Annotated in this window: 14 protein-coding genes, 1 tRNA gene and 1 riboswitch; of the genes, 10 read left to right on the top strand and 5 right to left on the bottom strand. The window is 70.5% G+C overall.

Annotation, left to right across the window (positions count from 1 at the left end):
- The first annotated feature begins 119 nt into the window (after positions 1-119).
- Positions 120-193, top strand: a tRNA-Pro gene (locus ACIP6U_RS02520).
- A gap of 82 nt (positions 194-275) precedes the next feature.
- On the opposite strand, the gene ACIP6U_RS02515 is transcribed toward ACIP6U_RS02520, so the two are convergent.
- Positions 276-1,664 (bottom strand): hypothetical protein, encoded by a 1,389-nt coding sequence (locus ACIP6U_RS02515; RefSeq protein WP_401711765.1) that lies wholly within the window; start codon positions 1,662-1,664, stop codon positions 276-278.
- 270 nt (positions 1,665-1,934) lie between these two features.
- On the opposite strand from ACIP6U_RS02515, the gene ACIP6U_RS02510 reads away from it, so the two are divergent.
- On the top strand, positions 1,935-3,281 hold the full coding sequence (locus tag ACIP6U_RS02510; RefSeq protein WP_401711762.1) for an alpha/beta hydrolase-fold protein: 1,347 nt from the start codon (positions 1,935-1,937) through the stop codon (positions 3,279-3,281).
- A 245-nt stretch (positions 3,282-3,526) separates the two neighbouring features.
- Complete coding sequence (locus tag ACIP6U_RS02505; protein ID WP_401711759.1) at positions 3,527-4,819, top strand: MFS transporter; 1,293 nt, start codon at positions 3,527-3,529, stop codon at positions 4,817-4,819.
- Between the two features lie 40 nt (positions 4,820-4,859).
- Here the strand turns inward: ACIP6U_RS02505 and ACIP6U_RS02500 are convergent, their stop codons facing one another.
- Together ACIP6U_RS02500 and ACIP6U_RS02495 are read right to left on the bottom strand one after the other, a co-directional pair.
- Entirely contained in the window at positions 4,860-5,777 is a 918-nt protein-coding gene (locus tag ACIP6U_RS02500) for an SDR family NAD(P)-dependent oxidoreductase (protein WP_401711756.1), read from the bottom strand.
- A gap of 98 nt (positions 5,778-5,875) precedes the next feature.
- The gene (locus ACIP6U_RS02495) at positions 5,876-6,415 is read right to left on the bottom strand and encodes a TetR/AcrR family transcriptional regulator (RefSeq protein WP_401711753.1); all 540 of its coding nucleotides are present in this window, start codon (positions 6,413-6,415) and stop codon (positions 5,876-5,878) included.
- 135 nt (positions 6,416-6,550) lie between these two features.
- On the opposite strand from ACIP6U_RS02495, the gene ACIP6U_RS02490 reads away from it, so the two are divergent.
- Together ACIP6U_RS02490 and ACIP6U_RS02485 are read left to right on the top strand one after the other, a co-directional pair.
- Entirely contained in the window at positions 6,551-7,999 is a 1,449-nt protein-coding gene (locus tag ACIP6U_RS02490) for an aldehyde dehydrogenase (RefSeq protein ID WP_401711750.1), read from the top strand.
- A gap of 62 nt (positions 8,000-8,061) precedes the next feature.
- Complete coding sequence (locus ACIP6U_RS02485; protein ID WP_401711747.1) at positions 8,062-8,913, top strand: oxidoreductase; 852 nt, start codon at positions 8,062-8,064, stop codon at positions 8,911-8,913.
- Between the two features lie 38 nt (positions 8,914-8,951).
- Here the strand turns inward: ACIP6U_RS02485 and ACIP6U_RS02480 are convergent, their stop codons facing one another.
- Positions 8,952-9,902, bottom strand: coding sequence for an amidohydrolase (locus ACIP6U_RS02480; RefSeq protein WP_401712896.1), 951 nt, complete (start codon positions 9,900-9,902; stop codon positions 8,952-8,954).
- 23 nt (positions 9,903-9,925) lie between these two features.
- The gene (locus ACIP6U_RS02475) at positions 9,926-10,930 is read right to left on the bottom strand and encodes a glycoside hydrolase family 43 protein (protein ID WP_401712893.1); all 1,005 of its coding nucleotides are present in this window, start codon (positions 10,928-10,930) and stop codon (positions 9,926-9,928) included.
- A 200-nt stretch (positions 10,931-11,130) separates the two neighbouring features.
- Between ACIP6U_RS02475 and ACIP6U_RS02470 the strand changes: the two genes are divergently transcribed.
- The 5 genes from ACIP6U_RS02470 to ACIP6U_RS02450 all read left to right on the top strand — a co-directional run bounded on the left by ACIP6U_RS02470 (position 11,131) and on the right by ACIP6U_RS02450 (position 16,560).
- The gene (locus tag ACIP6U_RS02470) at positions 11,131-12,978 is read left to right on the top strand and encodes an ABC transporter ATP-binding protein (RefSeq protein ID WP_401711744.1); all 1,848 of its coding nucleotides are present in this window, start codon (positions 11,131-11,133) and stop codon (positions 12,976-12,978) included.
- Between the two features lie 133 nt (positions 12,979-13,111).
- Entirely contained in the window at positions 13,112-13,222 is a 111-nt protein-coding gene (locus tag ACIP6U_RS02465) for a putative leader peptide (RefSeq protein ID WP_401711743.1), read from the top strand.
- Between the two features lie 154 nt (positions 13,223-13,376).
- Positions 13,377-14,240 (top strand): glutathione S-transferase C-terminal domain-containing protein, encoded by an 864-nt coding sequence (locus ACIP6U_RS02460; RefSeq protein ID WP_401711741.1) that lies wholly within the window; start codon positions 13,377-13,379, stop codon positions 14,238-14,240.
- A gap of 97 nt (positions 14,241-14,337) precedes the next feature.
- A riboswitch (SAM riboswitch) is annotated at positions 14,338-14,447 on the top strand.
- Positions 14,448-14,785: 338 nt separating this feature from the next.
- Positions 14,786-15,766 carry an amino acid ABC transporter permease gene (locus ACIP6U_RS02455; RefSeq protein WP_401711738.1) on the top strand — a complete coding sequence of 327 codons (981 nt, stop codon included), beginning with the start codon at positions 14,786-14,788 and terminating at the stop codon, positions 15,764-15,766.
- Positions 15,763-16,560, top strand: coding sequence for an amino acid ABC transporter ATP-binding protein (locus tag ACIP6U_RS02450; protein WP_401711735.1), 798 nt, complete (start codon positions 15,763-15,765; stop codon positions 16,558-16,560). The genes ACIP6U_RS02455 and ACIP6U_RS02450 overlap by 4 nt, the downstream gene beginning before the upstream one ends.
- Positions 16,561-16,577: the final 17 nt, after the last annotated feature.

Below are 16,577 nucleotides of genomic sequence, written 5' to 3'. Positions count from 1 at the left end.
GCAGCATGCGGCAGGAGACGTTCCGTGGTGCGGTGACCGATCCGTGACCGTGCGGGGTGGCCGTGTGCATGCGGTAGGGTTTACCTGCGTGATCACACGTTTCGACGAGTGAGCCGCACCGGGACGTGGCGCAGCTTGGTAGCGCACTTGACTGGGGGTCAAGGGGTCGCAGGTTCAAATCCTGTCGTCCCGACGGTGCGAAGGGTCTTCACGGGCGAGAGCCTGTGAGGGCCCTTTTGCGTGGCGTCCTCTTTTGTGAGACGCGGCGGGTTTCCTCAAAGGGAATGCAGAATCTCGCCGATTTTCTCCGCCACCGTCTCCGCCGCGCCCTTCGCGTACGACGAATCCATCGCCTCGTACGTGATACGGGCATAACTTCGGGATTCGGCCATGTTCTTGGCGCCGCCCTCCAGCATCGACATGACCGCGGTGTGTTCGAAGGGGGAATGCGTCTTGATGGTCAGGGCGGTGTCGGTGGAGAGTTCCGGGGAGACTCCGACGAAGACGCCCTCGCCGAGGCGGAGGATCCAGATCGGTACCGGGGCCGTGCCGGTCGGTGTGAAGTCGTAGGTCTTCGTCGGTGCGGTGGGGTGTCCGCCGGGGACCGTGTCGACCGTGACGGAGTCGGTCAGCAGGCGGAGCCGGGACGCGCCGACGGTGGACGCCCTGATGGTCTCGCTGACGCGGACCACCTCCGTGCCGAGTCGCTCGCCCTGCACCGTGAGCAGGATCCAGCCCGCGTCCTGGGCGTCGACCTGGGACCAGCCGAGGTCCTTGTCGATGGTGTACCGCTTGGCGCGGAACGCCGGTGACTGGTCGCCGCACGAGCCGACCAGGAAGAACCCGACGACGTCGTCGCCGTACTGCTCCTCCACGTGCCCCGCCGCCGCGCCCGCGAGGTCGGCCGTGATCGGCAGGTCGCCGTTGGCCATGACCGACTGCATCATCACGGACGACTGGACGCTGTAGTTGACCAGGACGGCGATCGGCCTGCCGGCGGTGTCGTCGATACGGGTCACGCCCACACTCTTGTCGGACGGGCCGCTCTCGCCCGTGCCCAGCCACCAGCCGTCGGCCGTACGGACATCCCGGTTGACGTTCACATCGCACGTGCCGGTGCCGAAGCCGACCCGCGCGGGCCGCAGGCCCGAGACCGCCGTCGCGACCGCCGCCGAGGTCGCCTTCTTGATCTGCTCCACGTACCGCGCCGCCCCGCTGCCGCTGCTCACGGCCTGTACGTGCGGCGCGGAGAACGTGTGCGTGACGGTCACGACGATGTCGGCCGTGGCCACACCGGCCGCATCGGAGATGATCGCCCGCATGGCGGCTATCGCCTCCGCGCTGATCGACGTCAGGTCCAGGACGGCGAGCGCGACGCGCCGGGAACCGCCCTCCAACAGCAGCACGCGCACGTGCAGGTCGTCGTGGACGGTGGTGAAGCCGTCGAGAGGGAGGAGCGAGGCCGGGAACGCGATCGCGGCCCGGCCGGCGCCCGCCTTCAGCACCGCCGCGGCGCCGCCGCCGCGGTCCGCTTCCTGGCCGGCCGCCCGCGCGGTCCCCGTACCGCCCGTCAATGATGTGGCCCCCACCGCCGCGGCGAGCGAACCGTTCAGAAACGAGCGGCGACGCAGCGGGCCGTCCTGCTTTTCACCGTTCTCAGGCACGGAATGCACAACTCTCCTTCACGTCAGGCATCCGGAAGACACCCGATGCTGCAAGGGGAGTCGACGGTCACATAGCGCGCGTCGTGAAATCTGAGATTGCGCGTTCTGACTACCGCGCATGACCAGGAAACCTCTGCGTGACCTGTGAAAAAGAACCGTTCCGCAGCATCATGGCGTGAATTCGCACAGCTTTCCCCGAGCCGATGTTCCTAACGTTTCCGCCATCGCCAGCCGGCTCGAAACCATTCGAAACCAGGAGTGTGTGTTGTGGTGGAACGACGTACGTTCATCGCCGGATCCGTGGTGGCCGGATCCGCGGCCGTTGTCGGAGCCGGAGCCTTCCGTGCGGCGGCCGCATCGGACGACGAAGCAGCCACCGCCGAGCACGTCCGCGGTGTCACCGCGATCACGAAGGTGTTCGGCGACGGCCAGAAGCTCATAGCCGTCGCCGTCGAGTACGACCGCCGCATCGACAACTCCTCTTTGTCGACCTCGACGTTCACCGTCACCGACAGGACGGTCACCAAGGTCTACGCGAACACGGCGGTCGACCTCAGCGAGCGGGGCCACGACGGTCGCTACGTCATCGTCGAGTTGTCTCCCGACGACACCACGGCGGCCCTGTGGGTGACCCAACAGGGCGGCTCAGGCACCCCGACGGGCACGCCCGGCGCCGGCGGGCCGAAGGTCGGCGACAGCACGCCGGGCGGGACGATCGTGGCGGCGAAGGCCTCGCTCTTCCAGAAGGGCACCGTCACCACGACCGGCGGGACCCGTTACGCGGCCACCGACACCTTGCTGACGACAAGTGCCGTGGTGAACCTGATCGTCGACGACTTCGAGCAGTTCACCTTCGACGACCCCGCCACCGGCCGGACCCTCAGGTACAACCTCTTCATCCCGAAGGGTCACGACCGCCGCAAGCGCTACCCGCTCGTGCTGTTCATGCACGACGCGAGCGTCGTCAACGTCGCCACCGAGGGGCCGCTGGTCCAGGGACTGGGCGCCGTGTGCTGGGCCGGCCCGGAGGACCAGGCCAGGCACGAGTGCTTCGTCCTCGCCCCCGAGTACGGCTCGGTGGTCGTCGACGACACCTACGTACCCTCGTCGCTGTTCGACGCCACCGCCAACCTCGTCGAGGCGGTGACGGAGAAGTACGCCATCGACGAGAACCGCCGCTACACGACCGGCCAGTCGATGGGCGCCATGATGTCGCTGGGCCTGAACATCAAGTACCCGGACCTGTTCGCGGCCGCCTACATCGTCGCCGGCCAGTGGCCCTCCGACGTGGCCGCCCCGCTCGCCGACAAGAAGCTCTGGATCGTCGTCTCCCAGGACGACGACAAGGCCTTCCCCGGCGAGAACGCCATCACGCAGGTCATCAAGGACCAGGGCACCGAGGTCGCCACCGCCGCGTGGGACGGCCAGTCCACGGACGCGCAGTTCGCCGCCGACGTACGCCATCTCAAGGCGCAGAAGGCCCCGGTCAACTACGCCTCCTTCCAGACCGGCACGACCGTCCCGGCAGGCTCCAACACCAGCGCCCACATGGCCACTTGGCGCATCGCCTACACCATCCCCGGCATCCGGGACTGGATCATGCGGCAGTCGAGGTGAGGCCGCGCCGGTGACGCCCCCGACGAGGGGCTCCTGCGGTGCCGGGTGCGTTGACGGATGGCCATGCCTGCGCGGCCATCTCCGACACAGATAACCGCCATCTCCAACCATCTCCGCCGAACGGGAAACAACCACTCCGCCCGCATGTTGGCAACACCAGACGGTGAACCAGGGCCGGTCGGTGCGACACTGGCCGGCCGGTCCGCCGCCGACGGAATCCACCGTCAAGGGATCGGAGTGTTGCGATGTTGTCGACGTCGGCCAAGGGTCCGCGCACGGATCCCGCGCCCGCCCCGAAGGACGGAGCCGCCCGGGCTCCGCACACCGTCCGCCGGTACGGCCGCGGTTTCTGGACGGTCGCCGCGGTGTTCGTGACGGCGATGGCGTTCTCCACCGTCCCCACCCCGCTGTATCCGCTGTACCAGGCCCGCGACGGGTTCTCCACGTTCACGGTGACCGTCGTGTTCGCCGTCTACGCGGTCGGTGTGCTGACGAGTCTGTTGCTCGCCGGGCACGTGTCGGACTGGCTGGGCCGCAAGAAGGTCCTGACCTCGGCGCTGGCGCTGGAACTGCTCGCCGCCGTGCTGTTCCTGTCCACCGCCTCGCTCCCGGTGCTGATCGTCGCCCGACTGGTCACCGGCCTCGGCGTGGGCATGCTGACGGCGACCGCGACGGCGTATCTGCACGAACTGCACGCCGCGCACCGGCCCGGCGCCTCGACGCGACGGTTCGAGATCGTGTCGACCGCGGCGAACATCGGCGGCCTCGGAGTGGGGCCCCTGGTCGCGGGCGCGCTCGCCGAGTACCTGGGGGCGCCGCTGCGGCTGCCGTACGCCGTCTTCGTCGTGCTGCTGCTGATCGGTGCGGTCGCCGTCGCCCTGACACCCGAGACGGTCCGGAAGCCTGCCGTGCGGCCCGCGTACCGGCCGCAGCGGGTCGGCGTGGCCGGCGGCGACCGCGGATACCTCGCCGCGGCGGCGGCCGGTTTCACCTCCATGGCCGTGTTCGGCCTGTTCACCTCGGTCGCGCCCGGATTCGTCGCCGGCACCCTGCACCACCCGTCCCACGCGCTGGCGGGACTGGTCGTGTTCGCGGTGTTCGGTGCCGCCGCCGCGGCCCAGACGGGCACCGGCCGGCTCGGCGACCGGACGCGTTGGTACGTCGGACTCCTCGCCCAGGCCGCGGGGATGGCCGTACTCGCGATCGGCGTACACCTCGCGGGCCTGCCCGTGTTCCTGCTGGCCGGCGTTCTCGCCGGAGCGGGTGCGGGGGTGCTGTTCAAGTCGGCCGTCGGGCACGTGGCCGCCACGGCCGCCCCGGCCCAGCGCGGTGAGGCCCTCGCCGGGCTGTTCCTCGTCTCCTACCTCGGACTGGCCCTGCTGCCCGTCGGACTCGGCGTCGCCAGCCTCCACATGAGCCTGGGGAACGCGACGACATGGTTCACCGCGGTAGTGCTGGCGCTGCTGGCCACCGTCGCGGTGGGGGCCCGGCACCACGGTCCGGCCGCGCCTGTTGAATCCACCTCGGAGCGTGCGTGACGACAGAACAGACGAAACCGGCAGCGCGAACGGCGACGCGTCAGACCGGGAAGGTCACTCCGGTCAGTTCCTCCGACGCCGCCCACAGACCGCGCTGGAGGAACTCGTCGTGGGAGAGCCGGTTGGACCGCACCCGCACCGGATAACCCCTGAGCTCCCGGAGTCCGCGTGGGCCGTAGTACTCGCCGCCTCGCACGTCGGGGTCGGTCGCCGCGCGCAGGGTGGGCAGCGCGCCGCGGTCCGCGGGCTGTGAGATCAGGGGGTTGAACGCCCTGACGAAGGTGCGTACGACGAACACCGAATTGCGGATCAGTTCGGTGGACGCGAGGCCCGGGTGCGCGGCGACGGCGACGGTCGGGGACTTTTCCGCCAACCGGCGCTGGAGCTCGTAGGTGAACTGAAGGTTCGCCAGCTTCGACTGGCCGTACGCGCCCACCCGGCTGTAGGAACGGCGCTCCCACTGGAGGTCGTTCAGGTCGATGGCGGCCCGCAGGTCGTGGGCCAGGCTGCTGACCGTCACCACTCGGGAGCCCTCGACCGTCAGCATCCGGTCCAACAGCAGCCCGGTGAGGGCGAAATGGCCGAGGTGGTTGGTGCCCAGCTGGAGTTCGAACCCGTCAGCGGTCGTGCTCTTGGGTGTGTACATCACCCCGGCGTTGTTGATCAGCAGGTCGATCCTCGGGAGCCCGGCCCGCAGTTGGTCCGCCGCGGCGCGCACCGAGTCGAGCGAGGTGAGGTCGAGGTGCCGCACCGTGACGTCCGCGGAGGGAGCGGCGGCGGTGATCCGGCCGGCGGCCCGCTCGCCCTTGGCCGTGTCCCGTACCGCCAGCACCACCGCCGCACCGCGCGCGGCGAGGACCTTGGCGGTCTCGAAACCGATCCCGGTGTTGGCGCCGGTGACCACGGCGACGCGGCCCCGCTGGTCGGGCACGTCCTCGGCGGTCCACTTGTCGACCACGATTCCTCCAGGATGATCGGCCGCGGCCATGTCCGGCGCCGGCGTGACGCCGCTCCGGATCAGCAGTTGACCACGTCCGCGCGGAGAACCAACAGGCCCTATCCGACGCCGTGCAGGAGCGAGGCCACCACGAGGTCCGCGGCCGGGCCGGGTTCGATGTCGACGAACACATGGGCCATGGTGTCGACCAGGTTGCTCAGCAGCGCCGTCGCCCACCCGGGCGGCAGGTCCCGCCGGACCAACCCCTCGTCGGCCGCGCGCCGCAGGAACGCCTCCAGCCGCTCGCGCAGCGCCTCGGCCCGCTGCTCGGCCTCGGGGTCCTCCTGCATCATCCGCCGGATGTCCACCGGCCAGCGCCGGCTGACCGGGATGATCGACTCGACGTATCCGTGCAGCGCGATCGCGACCGGCGCCTTTTCCAGGCGGACCGCGTCCATGACCACCTCGGCGGCGTCGAGCTTCGCCGCGTAGACGGCGGACAGCAGGGCTTCCCTGCTCGCGAACCGGCGATAGACCGTGCGCCGGTCCACCCCGGCCTCCGCCGCGATCGCGGCCATGGTCGTCGCCGGGTCCCGCGCGAGCAGCCGTGCCCCCGTCTGCAGGACCGCGTCCAGGTTGCGGGCCGCGTCGGCTCTCATCGCGGTGATCACCTTCCGTAGTTCCAGAGTGCTGTAGCGCCACAATAACATTGCGCTTGTTGCATTAACTGTCACATCAACATAGCGTTTGTTGCGTCAACCTCTACACGACAGGGACAGAGAGAAGACGGCGCCATGATCGTGCGCGACAAGCTCTACACAGGCGGTCTCTGGACCGACCCGAGCGACACCACCCCGCTCGACATCCGTTCACCCCACGACCAGTCGCTCGTCGGCCGGTCCGTGCAGGCCCGGCCGGCCGACATCGACCGCGCGGTCGCGGCGGCCCGGGCGGCCTTCGACGAAGGGCCCTGGAGTCACACGACTCCGGAGCAGCGCCAGGACCTGATCGTGCGGCTGAACAAGCTGCGCGAGGAGCGGGCCGAGGAGATCGCGCGGCTGATCACCACCGAGCGCGGCAATCCGCTCTGGTTCAACAGGGCGGGTCAGGGCGGACTCACCCGGCAGGCGCTCGGCTACCTCAAGGCCGCCCGCGAGTTCGGCTGGGAGGAGACGCTCGACCCGTCCGTCCCCGGCGCCGCCTTCCGCAGCGTGGTACGCCGCGAGGCCATCGGCGTCGTGGCCGCCGTCATCCCGTGGAACTCACCGTTCTCGGCGGCGCTGGCGAAGATGATCCCGGCGCTGCTCGCGGGCAACACCGTGGTCCTGAAGGCCTCGCCGGAGAACTCCCTCAGCATGATGCTGCTGGCCGACCTCTTCGACGAGGTGGGGCTGCCCGAGGGCGTCGTCAGCATCCTCCCGGCCGACCGGGAGACCAGCGAGTACCTGGTCGCCCATCCCGGCGTCGACAAGGTCGCCTTCACCGGCTCGACCGGCGCGGGCCGTTCCATCGCGGCCGTCGCGGGCCGCCAACTCAAGCGCGTCAGCCTGGAGTTGGGCGGCAAGTCCGCGGTGATCATCCTGCCCGACGCGGACCTGACCGAGGCCGTGCCCGCACTGCGGTTCGCCTCGCTGATGAACAACGGCGAGGCGTGCATCGCGCAGACGCGAGTTCTCGCGCCGCGCAGCCGCTACGAGGACGTGGTGACCGCCCTCAAGGACCTGCTCGACGGACTGAAGGTCGGCGACCCGTCGGCGGAGGACACCTTCGTCGGCCCGCTGGTCCGCGCCGAACAGCAGGAGCGGGTGCGGTCCTACATCCGGCTCGGTATCGAGGAAGGCGCCCGCCTGGTCACCGGAGGACCCGAGTCGCCGGCCGGTCTCGAGCAGGGCAACTACGTCAGGCCGACCCTGTTCGCGGACGTCGACAACAGCATGCGGATCGCACGCGAGGAGATCTTCGGTCCCGTCCTGGTGGTGATCCCCTTCGACGACGAGGACGACGCCGTGCGCATCGCCAACGACTCCGAGTACGGCCTCAGCGGTGGCGTCTGGACGGCGGACGTGGAGCACGGCCTCGAGCTCGCCCGCCGGATCAGGACCGGCACCTTCACCGTCAACAGCGCGCCCATCGGCTTCGACGGCCCGTTCGGCGGCTACAAGGCGAGCGGCACCGGGCGCGAGTACGGAGCCGTCGGCCTCACCGAGTACGTCGAGCACAAGACGATCACCGTGCCGGCCTGATCACCCACCTCACCTGACCCGCACAGAAGAAGCACGACCTGCGAAGAAGAAGGAAGATCACGATGACTACCAGGACCTGGCTCATCACCGGCGCCTCCGCCGGACTCGGACGCGAACTCGTGCTGGCCGCGCTGAACCGCGGCGACCGCGTGGTGGCGACCTCCCGCCGGCCGGAACGCCTCGACGACCTCGCGCGCGAGCACGGCGACCGACTGCTCGCCGTCGCGCTCGACGTCAACGATCCCGACGACGCCCGCGCGGTGGTGGCAACGGCCGTCGAACGCTTCGGCACCGTGGACGTCGTGGTGAACAACGCCGGTTACGCCACCAGCGCGGCGATCGAGGAGATCCCGGACGGCGAGTTCCGGGCCCAGCTGGACATCAATCTGTTCGGCGTGGTCAACGTGACCAAGGCGGTGCTTCCCGTGATGCGGCGGCAGCGCTCCGGGCACATCGTCCAGATCTCGTCGATCGGCGGCCGGGTGGGCGGCACCCCGGGTCTGGGCGCCTACCAGACCGCGAAGTTCGCGGTGGAGGGGTTCTCGGAGGTGCTCGCCAACGAGGTGGCCCCCCTCGGCATCAAGGTGATCATCGTCGAGCCCGGGGGACTGCGCACCAACTGGGTCGCGGGAGCCGCCACTTCGCCCGTTCCGATCGGCGAGGACTACGACCGGACCGTCGGCGAGTGGGCGCGCATGTTCGCCCAGTACAACGGCAACGAACCCGGTGACCCGGCCAGGGCGGCGCAGGTCATCGCGGAGACCGTCGACACCGAAGAGCCGCCGCGGCGCCTGCTGCTCGGTTCGGACGCGCTGCGCATCGCGCTGGAGTCAGGTGCGGAGCGCTCCGCGGAAGCGGAGAAGTGGGCCGAGGTCAGCCGGTCGACGGACTTCCCCACGCCCGACGAGCGGTAGGCAAGCCGTGGGCGGCAGGCAAGCGACCAGTCGACCGGTCACCCCTTCCCGTTGAGCAGCCGCCACGGGTTGTCGACCCGGAACGCCCGCTCCGCGGCCCCGCCCAGACCGAAGCCCGGCCGCTCCGGTGGCCCGGCGTAGGGCCGGTCGGTGCCCTGGACGACGGCATCCGCGCCGAGCGCCGCCACGATCGCCTCCACCGCGCGCGGACCGTACGAGGACGTCTCCACGAACACGTTCCGGTCCACTTCGTCCGCGCCGTCACCCCGCGCCGCGAAGCGCTCCCCGTGCAGCGGGGCGAGCGCGGCCAGCAGGGCGAAGCAGACCCGCAGCCGGGGGTGCCGGGGTCGCCCGAAGGCGCGGAACGCGAACCAAGAAGCGTGCATCTGCTGGACGTAGGGGACCATCGCGGGCCACCAGCCGGGCCCTGGCATCACGGGGCCCGCCAACCCTGAGCCCCATGCTCCCGAGCCCGACGACCCCGACAGCGCCGGCCCGGGATGCACGAACAGCGGGAGATCACGCTCTTCGAGGAGGTCGAGCAGCGGGGCGCACCGGGCGTAACCGGCCGCGTCGGCAAGGGAGTTGGCCGGAAGCTGAAGCCCGGCCGGCCCCAGCCCCGAATCCAGGGCCTCGGCCGTCGCCTCCGCGTCGATGTCCCGCACACCGGCCGCCGCCCACGCCCCGAACGGTTCCGGCAGACCGGCCGCGTCCTCGTGGTGCGCGTCGATCAGTGGCCGTGCCTCCTCGGCGGGCAGCCACTCGATGCCGAGCGGGGCGGACAGCGAGACGAGGGCCCGGCCTAGGCCGTCGGTGGCGGCCAGTTCGGCGCGCCGCGCGATGTCGTGATCGGCGGCGGAGACCTCGTAGGGCGGCTCACCGACCGTGTGGAGGGTCCAGCCGTCGAGGTGCGGCGGTTCGGTGCGGGCGCGCAGGGCGGCCAGGAACGCGGGGCCCCACAGATGCTGATGGACATCGACAGGCGACAGCCGCTGAAGGGCATCGATGTCCGTCACGCCAACTCACCGTCCAGGTCGGTGCGTTGGCGCAGCACGCGCAGTTCCGCGCCGGCCGGCTCCATCTCGTACAGCTTCCCCCGCGCGTTCTCGAACGGGCGGTGCAGGATCATCATCAGTTGTCCGTCGAAGGTGTGGAAGAGCATGCCGTGGCCGCTGTCCTGCCGGACCAGGGGCCGACGTTGGTGCCACGGTCCGGTGAGGTCGCCGGACTCGGAGACGGCGTACGTCTGCACGTAGCCGCCGCTGAGCGTGCCGTCCTCCGCGGCGACGTTCTTCTCGTACGTCGACCACAGCATGAGCAGGGTGCCGTCGGGTGTGCGGTGGAGCTGTGGGCCGTCGGTGACGTAGGGCGCGAGCTGGTGCGGGACGCCGGCGGGGAGCTGCTCGGTGATCCAGGACGCGTCCGAGGCCTTGAACAGGAGCACCGGGTCCCCGACGGTCCGGGTCAGGTCCGGAGCGAGCCGGATCGCCTCCATGGTGCCGTCGAGCGTCTGGAGCCACTCGTGCGCATACACCATCCACGGCTGCCCGGACGGGTCTACGTACAGCGTGCCGTCCAGGGTCATGAGGTGCTCGGGCGGGGTGGGGCGGGACGGGTCGACGACGGTGAAGGGGCCCAGCAGGGAGTCGGACACGGCTGTGACCGTGCCCCGCATGTGGGTGGGGAGCCGGAACGGCGTGCCCCAGCGGCCGGGCGGTGGGACCGGAAGCGGTCTGTCCGTGTTGTGCAGGGTCGTGAACAGGTAGTACCTGCCGTCCCGTCGGTGCACCTCCGGGGCCCAGGCGCCGTCGGTCGCCCAGATGCCCGGCTGGTCCTCGGTGCGGAAGACGACGACCGGGGGCGTCCAGTCGCGCAGGTCGTGGCTGCGGTAGACCATCGTGCCGGTGCCGTCCACGCCCGACACGGACGGGTCGTTGGACGTGTAGAGGTGGTAGGTGCGGGTCAGGTCGTCGGCGACCACGAAGGGGTCGTGCAACGGCATGTCGGGCAGGCGCATCGGCGCGTTCGGGGGCACCTTTCCAGCGTACGGCCGACCTCTGACACCTCCTGAGCCGCATACGCGCGCTGCCGTCCCACCACCCGCCGACAGCCGGACACCGCCCGCCGCAGGCCGGAAAAAACGCATGGACCGGGCCGTACCGGTCGCAGGACACTGCCATGCCTGGCCGTACGCGGGGACACGACGACAGGGTGGGAATGGGAACGCCTGCATCGCACGACGGAGTACCGGGCCGCGGCTCGGTTCTGCTCGCACTTCGGTTCTACGGGCGGGAGTTGGCGCGGCTGCGGCGGCTGACGCTGCCCGCCATGCTGCTGCCCGCGCTGGGCAACGTCGGCATCGCCTACATCGCGCCGCTGGTCGTCGCCAAGCTCGTCGGCCGCATCGCCGACGACGACGGCATCGGCGTACGCGCGACACTGCCGTACGTCCTCGCCTTCACCGTCGTCCTGCTGCTCGCGGAGACGCTCTGGCGGATCGGACTGCACTGCCTCAACCGCCTGGACGCCCTCGGTATCGAGCACCTCTACGTGATCGGTCTGGACGAACTGTTCGCCAAGGACGCCTCGTTCTTCCACGACAACTTCGCCGGCTCGCTGACCAAGCGGGTCCTCAGTTTCGCCTCGCGGTTCGAGGAGTTCGTCGACACGCTGACGTTCAACATCATGGGCAGCCTGATTCCGTTGCTGTTCGGGTCCGTTGTGCTGTGGCGCTACGAACCCCTGCTGGTCGTCGGCCTGTTGACGATGATCACCGTGACGGCGCTGTGCGTGGCGCCCCTCATCCGGCGTCGCCAGCGGCTGGTGGACCAGCGCGAGGCGGCCATCGCGCGCGTGTCCGGGCATGTCGCCGACAGCCTGATGAACATGGACACCGTGCGGGCGTTCGCCGCCGAGGAGCGCGAGGCCGCCGAGCACCGCTCCCGGGTCGCCACGTCCCGCCGACTGACGCTGATGTCGTGGGACTACGGCAATCTGCGCATCGACACGCTGGTCGCGCCGCTGTCTGTGGCGACCAACGCGCTCGGGCTGCTGCTCGCGGTGACGCTGAGCCGGGGCGGGCACGGGGTGGAGGCGGTCGTGGTCGCGTTCACGTACTACACCAACGCGACCCGGATCATGTTCGAGTTCAACCAGATCTACCGGCGGCTGGAGAGCTCGATGACGGAGGCCGCGCAGTTCACCGAGCTGCTGCACTCGCCCCCGACCGTGCTCGACCCGGCGAAGCCGGACCCGCTGCCTGCGCGGGCCGCCTCGGTCCGCTTCGAGCGGATCACCTTCGCCCACGGACCCGGCGCCCCGCTCTTCGACGGACTCGACCTGGCCGTGCCCGGCGGCGCGAAGATCGGCCTGGTCGGGCGGTCCGGCGGCGGCAAGACCACCCTCACCCGGCTGCTGCTGCGGATGACGGACCTGGACGCCGGCCGGATCCTGATCGGCGGCCAGGACATCAGCAGGCTCCGCCAGGCCGACCTGCGCGGTCTGATCGCCTACGTGCCCCAGGACCCGGCCATGTTCCACCGCACCCTGCGGGACAACATCGCCTTCGCCCGCCCGGACGCCACCGACGCCGAGATCCGCCGGGCGGCCGAGGCCGCGCACGTCACGGAGTTCGCCGACGCGCTGCCCGAAGGCTTCGAGACGATGGTCGGCGAGCGCGGCATCAAGCTCTCCGGCGGCCAGCGCCAGCGGGTCGCGCTGGCCCGGGCGATCCTGCGCGACGCGCCGATCCTGCTCCTAGACGAGGCGACCAGCGCCCTCGACTCGGAGAGCGAACTGCTCGTCCAGGAGGCGCTGTGGCGGCTCATGGAGGGGCGCACCGCGCTCGTGGTCGCGCACCGGCTGAGCACGGTCGCCGGCATGGACCGCCTGGTGGTCCTGGACCGCGGCCGGATCGTCGAGCAGGGCACGCACGAGGAACTGCTGGCCTCCGAAGGCACCTACGCGAAGCTGTGGCGCCACCAGTCCGGCGGCTTCCTCTCCGACAGCCCGGCGGAGGAGGACGCCGCCCTGGACGACGGCGCCGCCCGGGCCGACGTGAACTGAACGGGCCGATGTGAACCGAACGGCACACCGAAACCGAACGGGACACCGACCGGTCGGTGGACGCCCTCTTGACGCCGCAGCCAGGGGGATCGACACTCCAGAAGGGAATCCTAGTGAACAGGTAGGGAATGACATGAGGCGCCTTGGACCGGTCACCGTACGCGTGAGCCGCTCGCCTCTCCTCACCTCCCGCCGCCACATCGATCTGCTGCGCGTCTGCAGCGCGATCAGCCGCCAAGGCTGAGCCGCGCCCCTCCCGTGCCCGCGACGCCCACGCGTCGTCCCGCGACCGGACGCCACCGGCGTCGTCCGTCCACCGCGCACGGCTGAGCCCGGCCCCTTCCCGTCCGACGTCGCTTCCGCCGCGCGTACGTCCGCGCCCGCTCCCGGGGAGAGTCATGTCCGTCACACCGCTGGCCGCCCACACCACCACTCCGTCCACGCCCGCCTTCCGGGGCCGCATCGGCGGCGATCCGCGCAGCGGCCACTACGCCGTTCCGCGCCGCTACCGCCTCCATCTGTCCACCGCGTGTCCCGACGGCCTGCGCATCGCCGTCACCCACAGCCTGCTCGGCCTGGACACCGTCTGTCCGGCGACCTACCTGCCCGCCGTCCCCGACTCCCCGCAGGGCGGCCACTCCGTGCTGCGCCCGCTGTACGAGGCGAGCGCCCACCGGTACTCAGGACCGGCCGTCGGACCGGTGCTCAGCGACGACTGGTCCGGGCGGATCGTCAGCACCCACGCCCCGGACATCACCCGCGACCTCGCCCGCCGCTTCGGCGCCGACCGGCTCTCGCTGTACCCGTGCGGCGCCGAGTCGGAGATCGAGGCCGTCGAGCGGATGTGCGCCCAGGACATCGAGGGAGCCGCCCAGCGCGCCGGACAGTCCGGGGGCGAGCAGGCGGAGCGGGACGCGGCCCTTGAGGCACTGCTGGAGTCGCTGGGCGCGCTGGATCGGTGGCTCGTGGGACGCGACTACATGATCCGGGATCAGATCACCGCCGCCGACGTCGAGTTGTGGGTCACCCTGGTCCAACTCGACACCGTGCACCGCCATCACCTGGACGCCTGCGCGGTCGAGCGCATCGCCGACCGCCCGACCCTGTGGGCGTACGCCCGCCGGCTGGCCGCGCACCCGGCCTTCGGCACCCATCTCGACCTGGACGGCATCGCCCGCCGCCACCACGCCCACTGCCGAGGCCTGGAGGCGGCCGGCGCGGCCGTGCAGATCCTCGACTGGGCGGCCCACGCGGCCCGATAGCCGCTCACCGTCCGTCCACGGCAGCTCCACAGTCGTTCCACTTCGTGGACCGGCGTTGACATTCGTTCGGGCAAGTGTCTTGAATATCGCCCAGAACGGTCATGAGTGTCAGCGACAAGCCCTGGCTTGCTGACCGGCAACCCTCGCACCGCGGTGGGGTGCCCCAGGTGACGACCGGACCGGATGACGTTTCGGTAAGCGCGCGGCCCCTTCCGGGGGCCTCCGACAGTGACAGGTGACGCCATGTACGCAGCTCTCAGGACGGCCGCATGCCGCCCACAGAGCTGCGTACTGTCGTACGCGAACCTGTTCGTCGCCGACCGTGCCGTCGATCTGCTCCGGGTCAGCAGCGCACTGTGTACCGCACCGGGCCGTGCCCGCTGTCGGGGCTGACGACCAGCCAGCCCGCGCACCTCTGACGCACACCCGCCTCCGCCGGTGTGCAGTTCCCCTCCCCGCCCCCAGTCCCGCGCAGCCGCGCGCGCCGCCCGTCGTCGCGCGTCCACCGCCGGGGTCCGGGGTGTCCGAACCTGCCGGAGCCCACCATGAGTGAACCCCCTGGCGCCGCCGTGTCCCTCGCCGAGGCACCGCCTGCCGACGAACCGTCAAAACCCCTCACGGCACAGAGAGTTCAGCCCCTGCGTCGGCCGGGGCGCTGGATCGCCACCGCGGTCGTGCTGGTCCTCGCGGCCCAGTTCGTGCACGGCCTGGCGACCAACCCGTTCTACCAGTGGGACCGCTTCGGCTACTGGTTCCTGCGGCCGACCATCCTCGACGGACTGCTCATCACCCTGGAAGTGGCCGCCTACAGCGCGGTCCTCGGCCTCCTGGGCGGCATCCTGCTCGCCCTCGCCAGACTCTCCAGGTCCCCGGTGCTGCGCGCGGTGAGCTGGACCTACGTCTGGGCGCTGCGCTCGATCCCGCTCATCGTGGTGCTGCTCTTCCTCTACAACTTCAGCGCCCTGTACCGGACGTTGAGCGTCGGCGTCCCCTTCGGGCCGGCCTTCTTCTCCTTCGACGAGTCGAAGCTGGCCACCGACATGGTCGTCGCCGTCATCGGCCTCAGCCTCAACGAGGCGGCCTACGCGGCCGAAGTGGTCCGCGGCGGCATCCTCTCCGTCGACCAGGGCCAGCACGAGGCGGCCTCCGCCCTCGGCCTGCCGAAGAGCTACCAGTTCCGCAGGATCGTGTTCCCGCAGGCGCTGCGCTCCATCACCCCGAACTACGTCAACCAGCTGATCGGCCTGATCAAGAGCACCTCGCTGGTCTTCTACGTCTCCCTGCTCGACCTGTTCGGCTCCGCGCAGACGATGGGCTCCACCTACCCCGGCGACATCGTGCCGCTGCTCCTCGTCGTGACCGTCTGGTACCTGATCCTGACGAGTGTCGTGTCGGTCATCCAGTTCTACGTCGAGCGGTACTACGCCCGGGGCGCCACGCGCTCGCTGCCGCCGACGCCGATCCAGAAGCTCCGCACCGGCCTCACCGATCTGCGGGCCCGCATCCGCCGGGAGGCCGCGATATGAGCGCCAAGACCCTCGAAGCGCCGACCGACATCACGCCCGCCGCCGTGGAGGTGCACGACGTGCACAAGTGGTACGGCGCCCACCGGGTGCTGGACGGCGTCGACCTGACCGTGCGGCCCGGCGAGGTCACCGTCATCCTCGGCCCGTCCGGCTCCGGGAAGTCCACGCTGCTGCGGGTCATCAACCACCTGGAGAAGCCGGAGATCGGCTACGTCAGCGTCAACGGCGAACTGATCGGCGTGAAGCGCCAGGGGGAGCGGCTGAAGGAGCTGAGCGAGCGGGCCATCCTCGCCCAGCGCAGCCGGATCGGCTTCGTCTTCCAGAACTTCAACCTGTTCCCGCACCTGACCGTCCTCGACAACGTGGCCGCGGCCCCCGTCGCCACCGGCCGGCTCGGCAAGCCCGAAGCCCTGGAACTGGCCCGCGAGTTGCTCGGCCGGGTCGGTCTCGGCGAGAAGGCCGGCGCCTATCCGAGGCAGCTGTCCGGCGGCCAGCAGCAACGCGTCGCCATCGCACGCGCCCTCGCCCTGCGCCCCGGCGTCATCCTCTTCGACGAGCCGACCTCCGCCCTCGACCCCGAACTCGTCGGCGAAGTCCTCGCCGTCATCAAGGACTTGGCGACCAGCGGCACCACCCTCGTCATCGTCACCCACGAGATCGGCTTCGCCCGCGAGGTCGCCGACCGGGTCGTCTTCATCGACGGCGGAAAGATCGTCGAGCAGGGCCCGCCGCACGAGGTCCTCGACAAGCCCCAGCACGAACGGACCCGCGACTTCCTCAGCAAGGTCCTCTGAGCCTCACCCTTCTCACC

Origin of the sequence: Streptomyces sp. NPDC088794 (genome assembly GCF_044750545.1) — a bacterium.
Taxonomy (GTDB): domain Bacteria; phylum Actinomycetota; class Actinomycetes; order Streptomycetales; family Streptomycetaceae; genus Streptomyces.
This window is presented reverse-complemented; position numbering and strand designations above follow the sequence as displayed.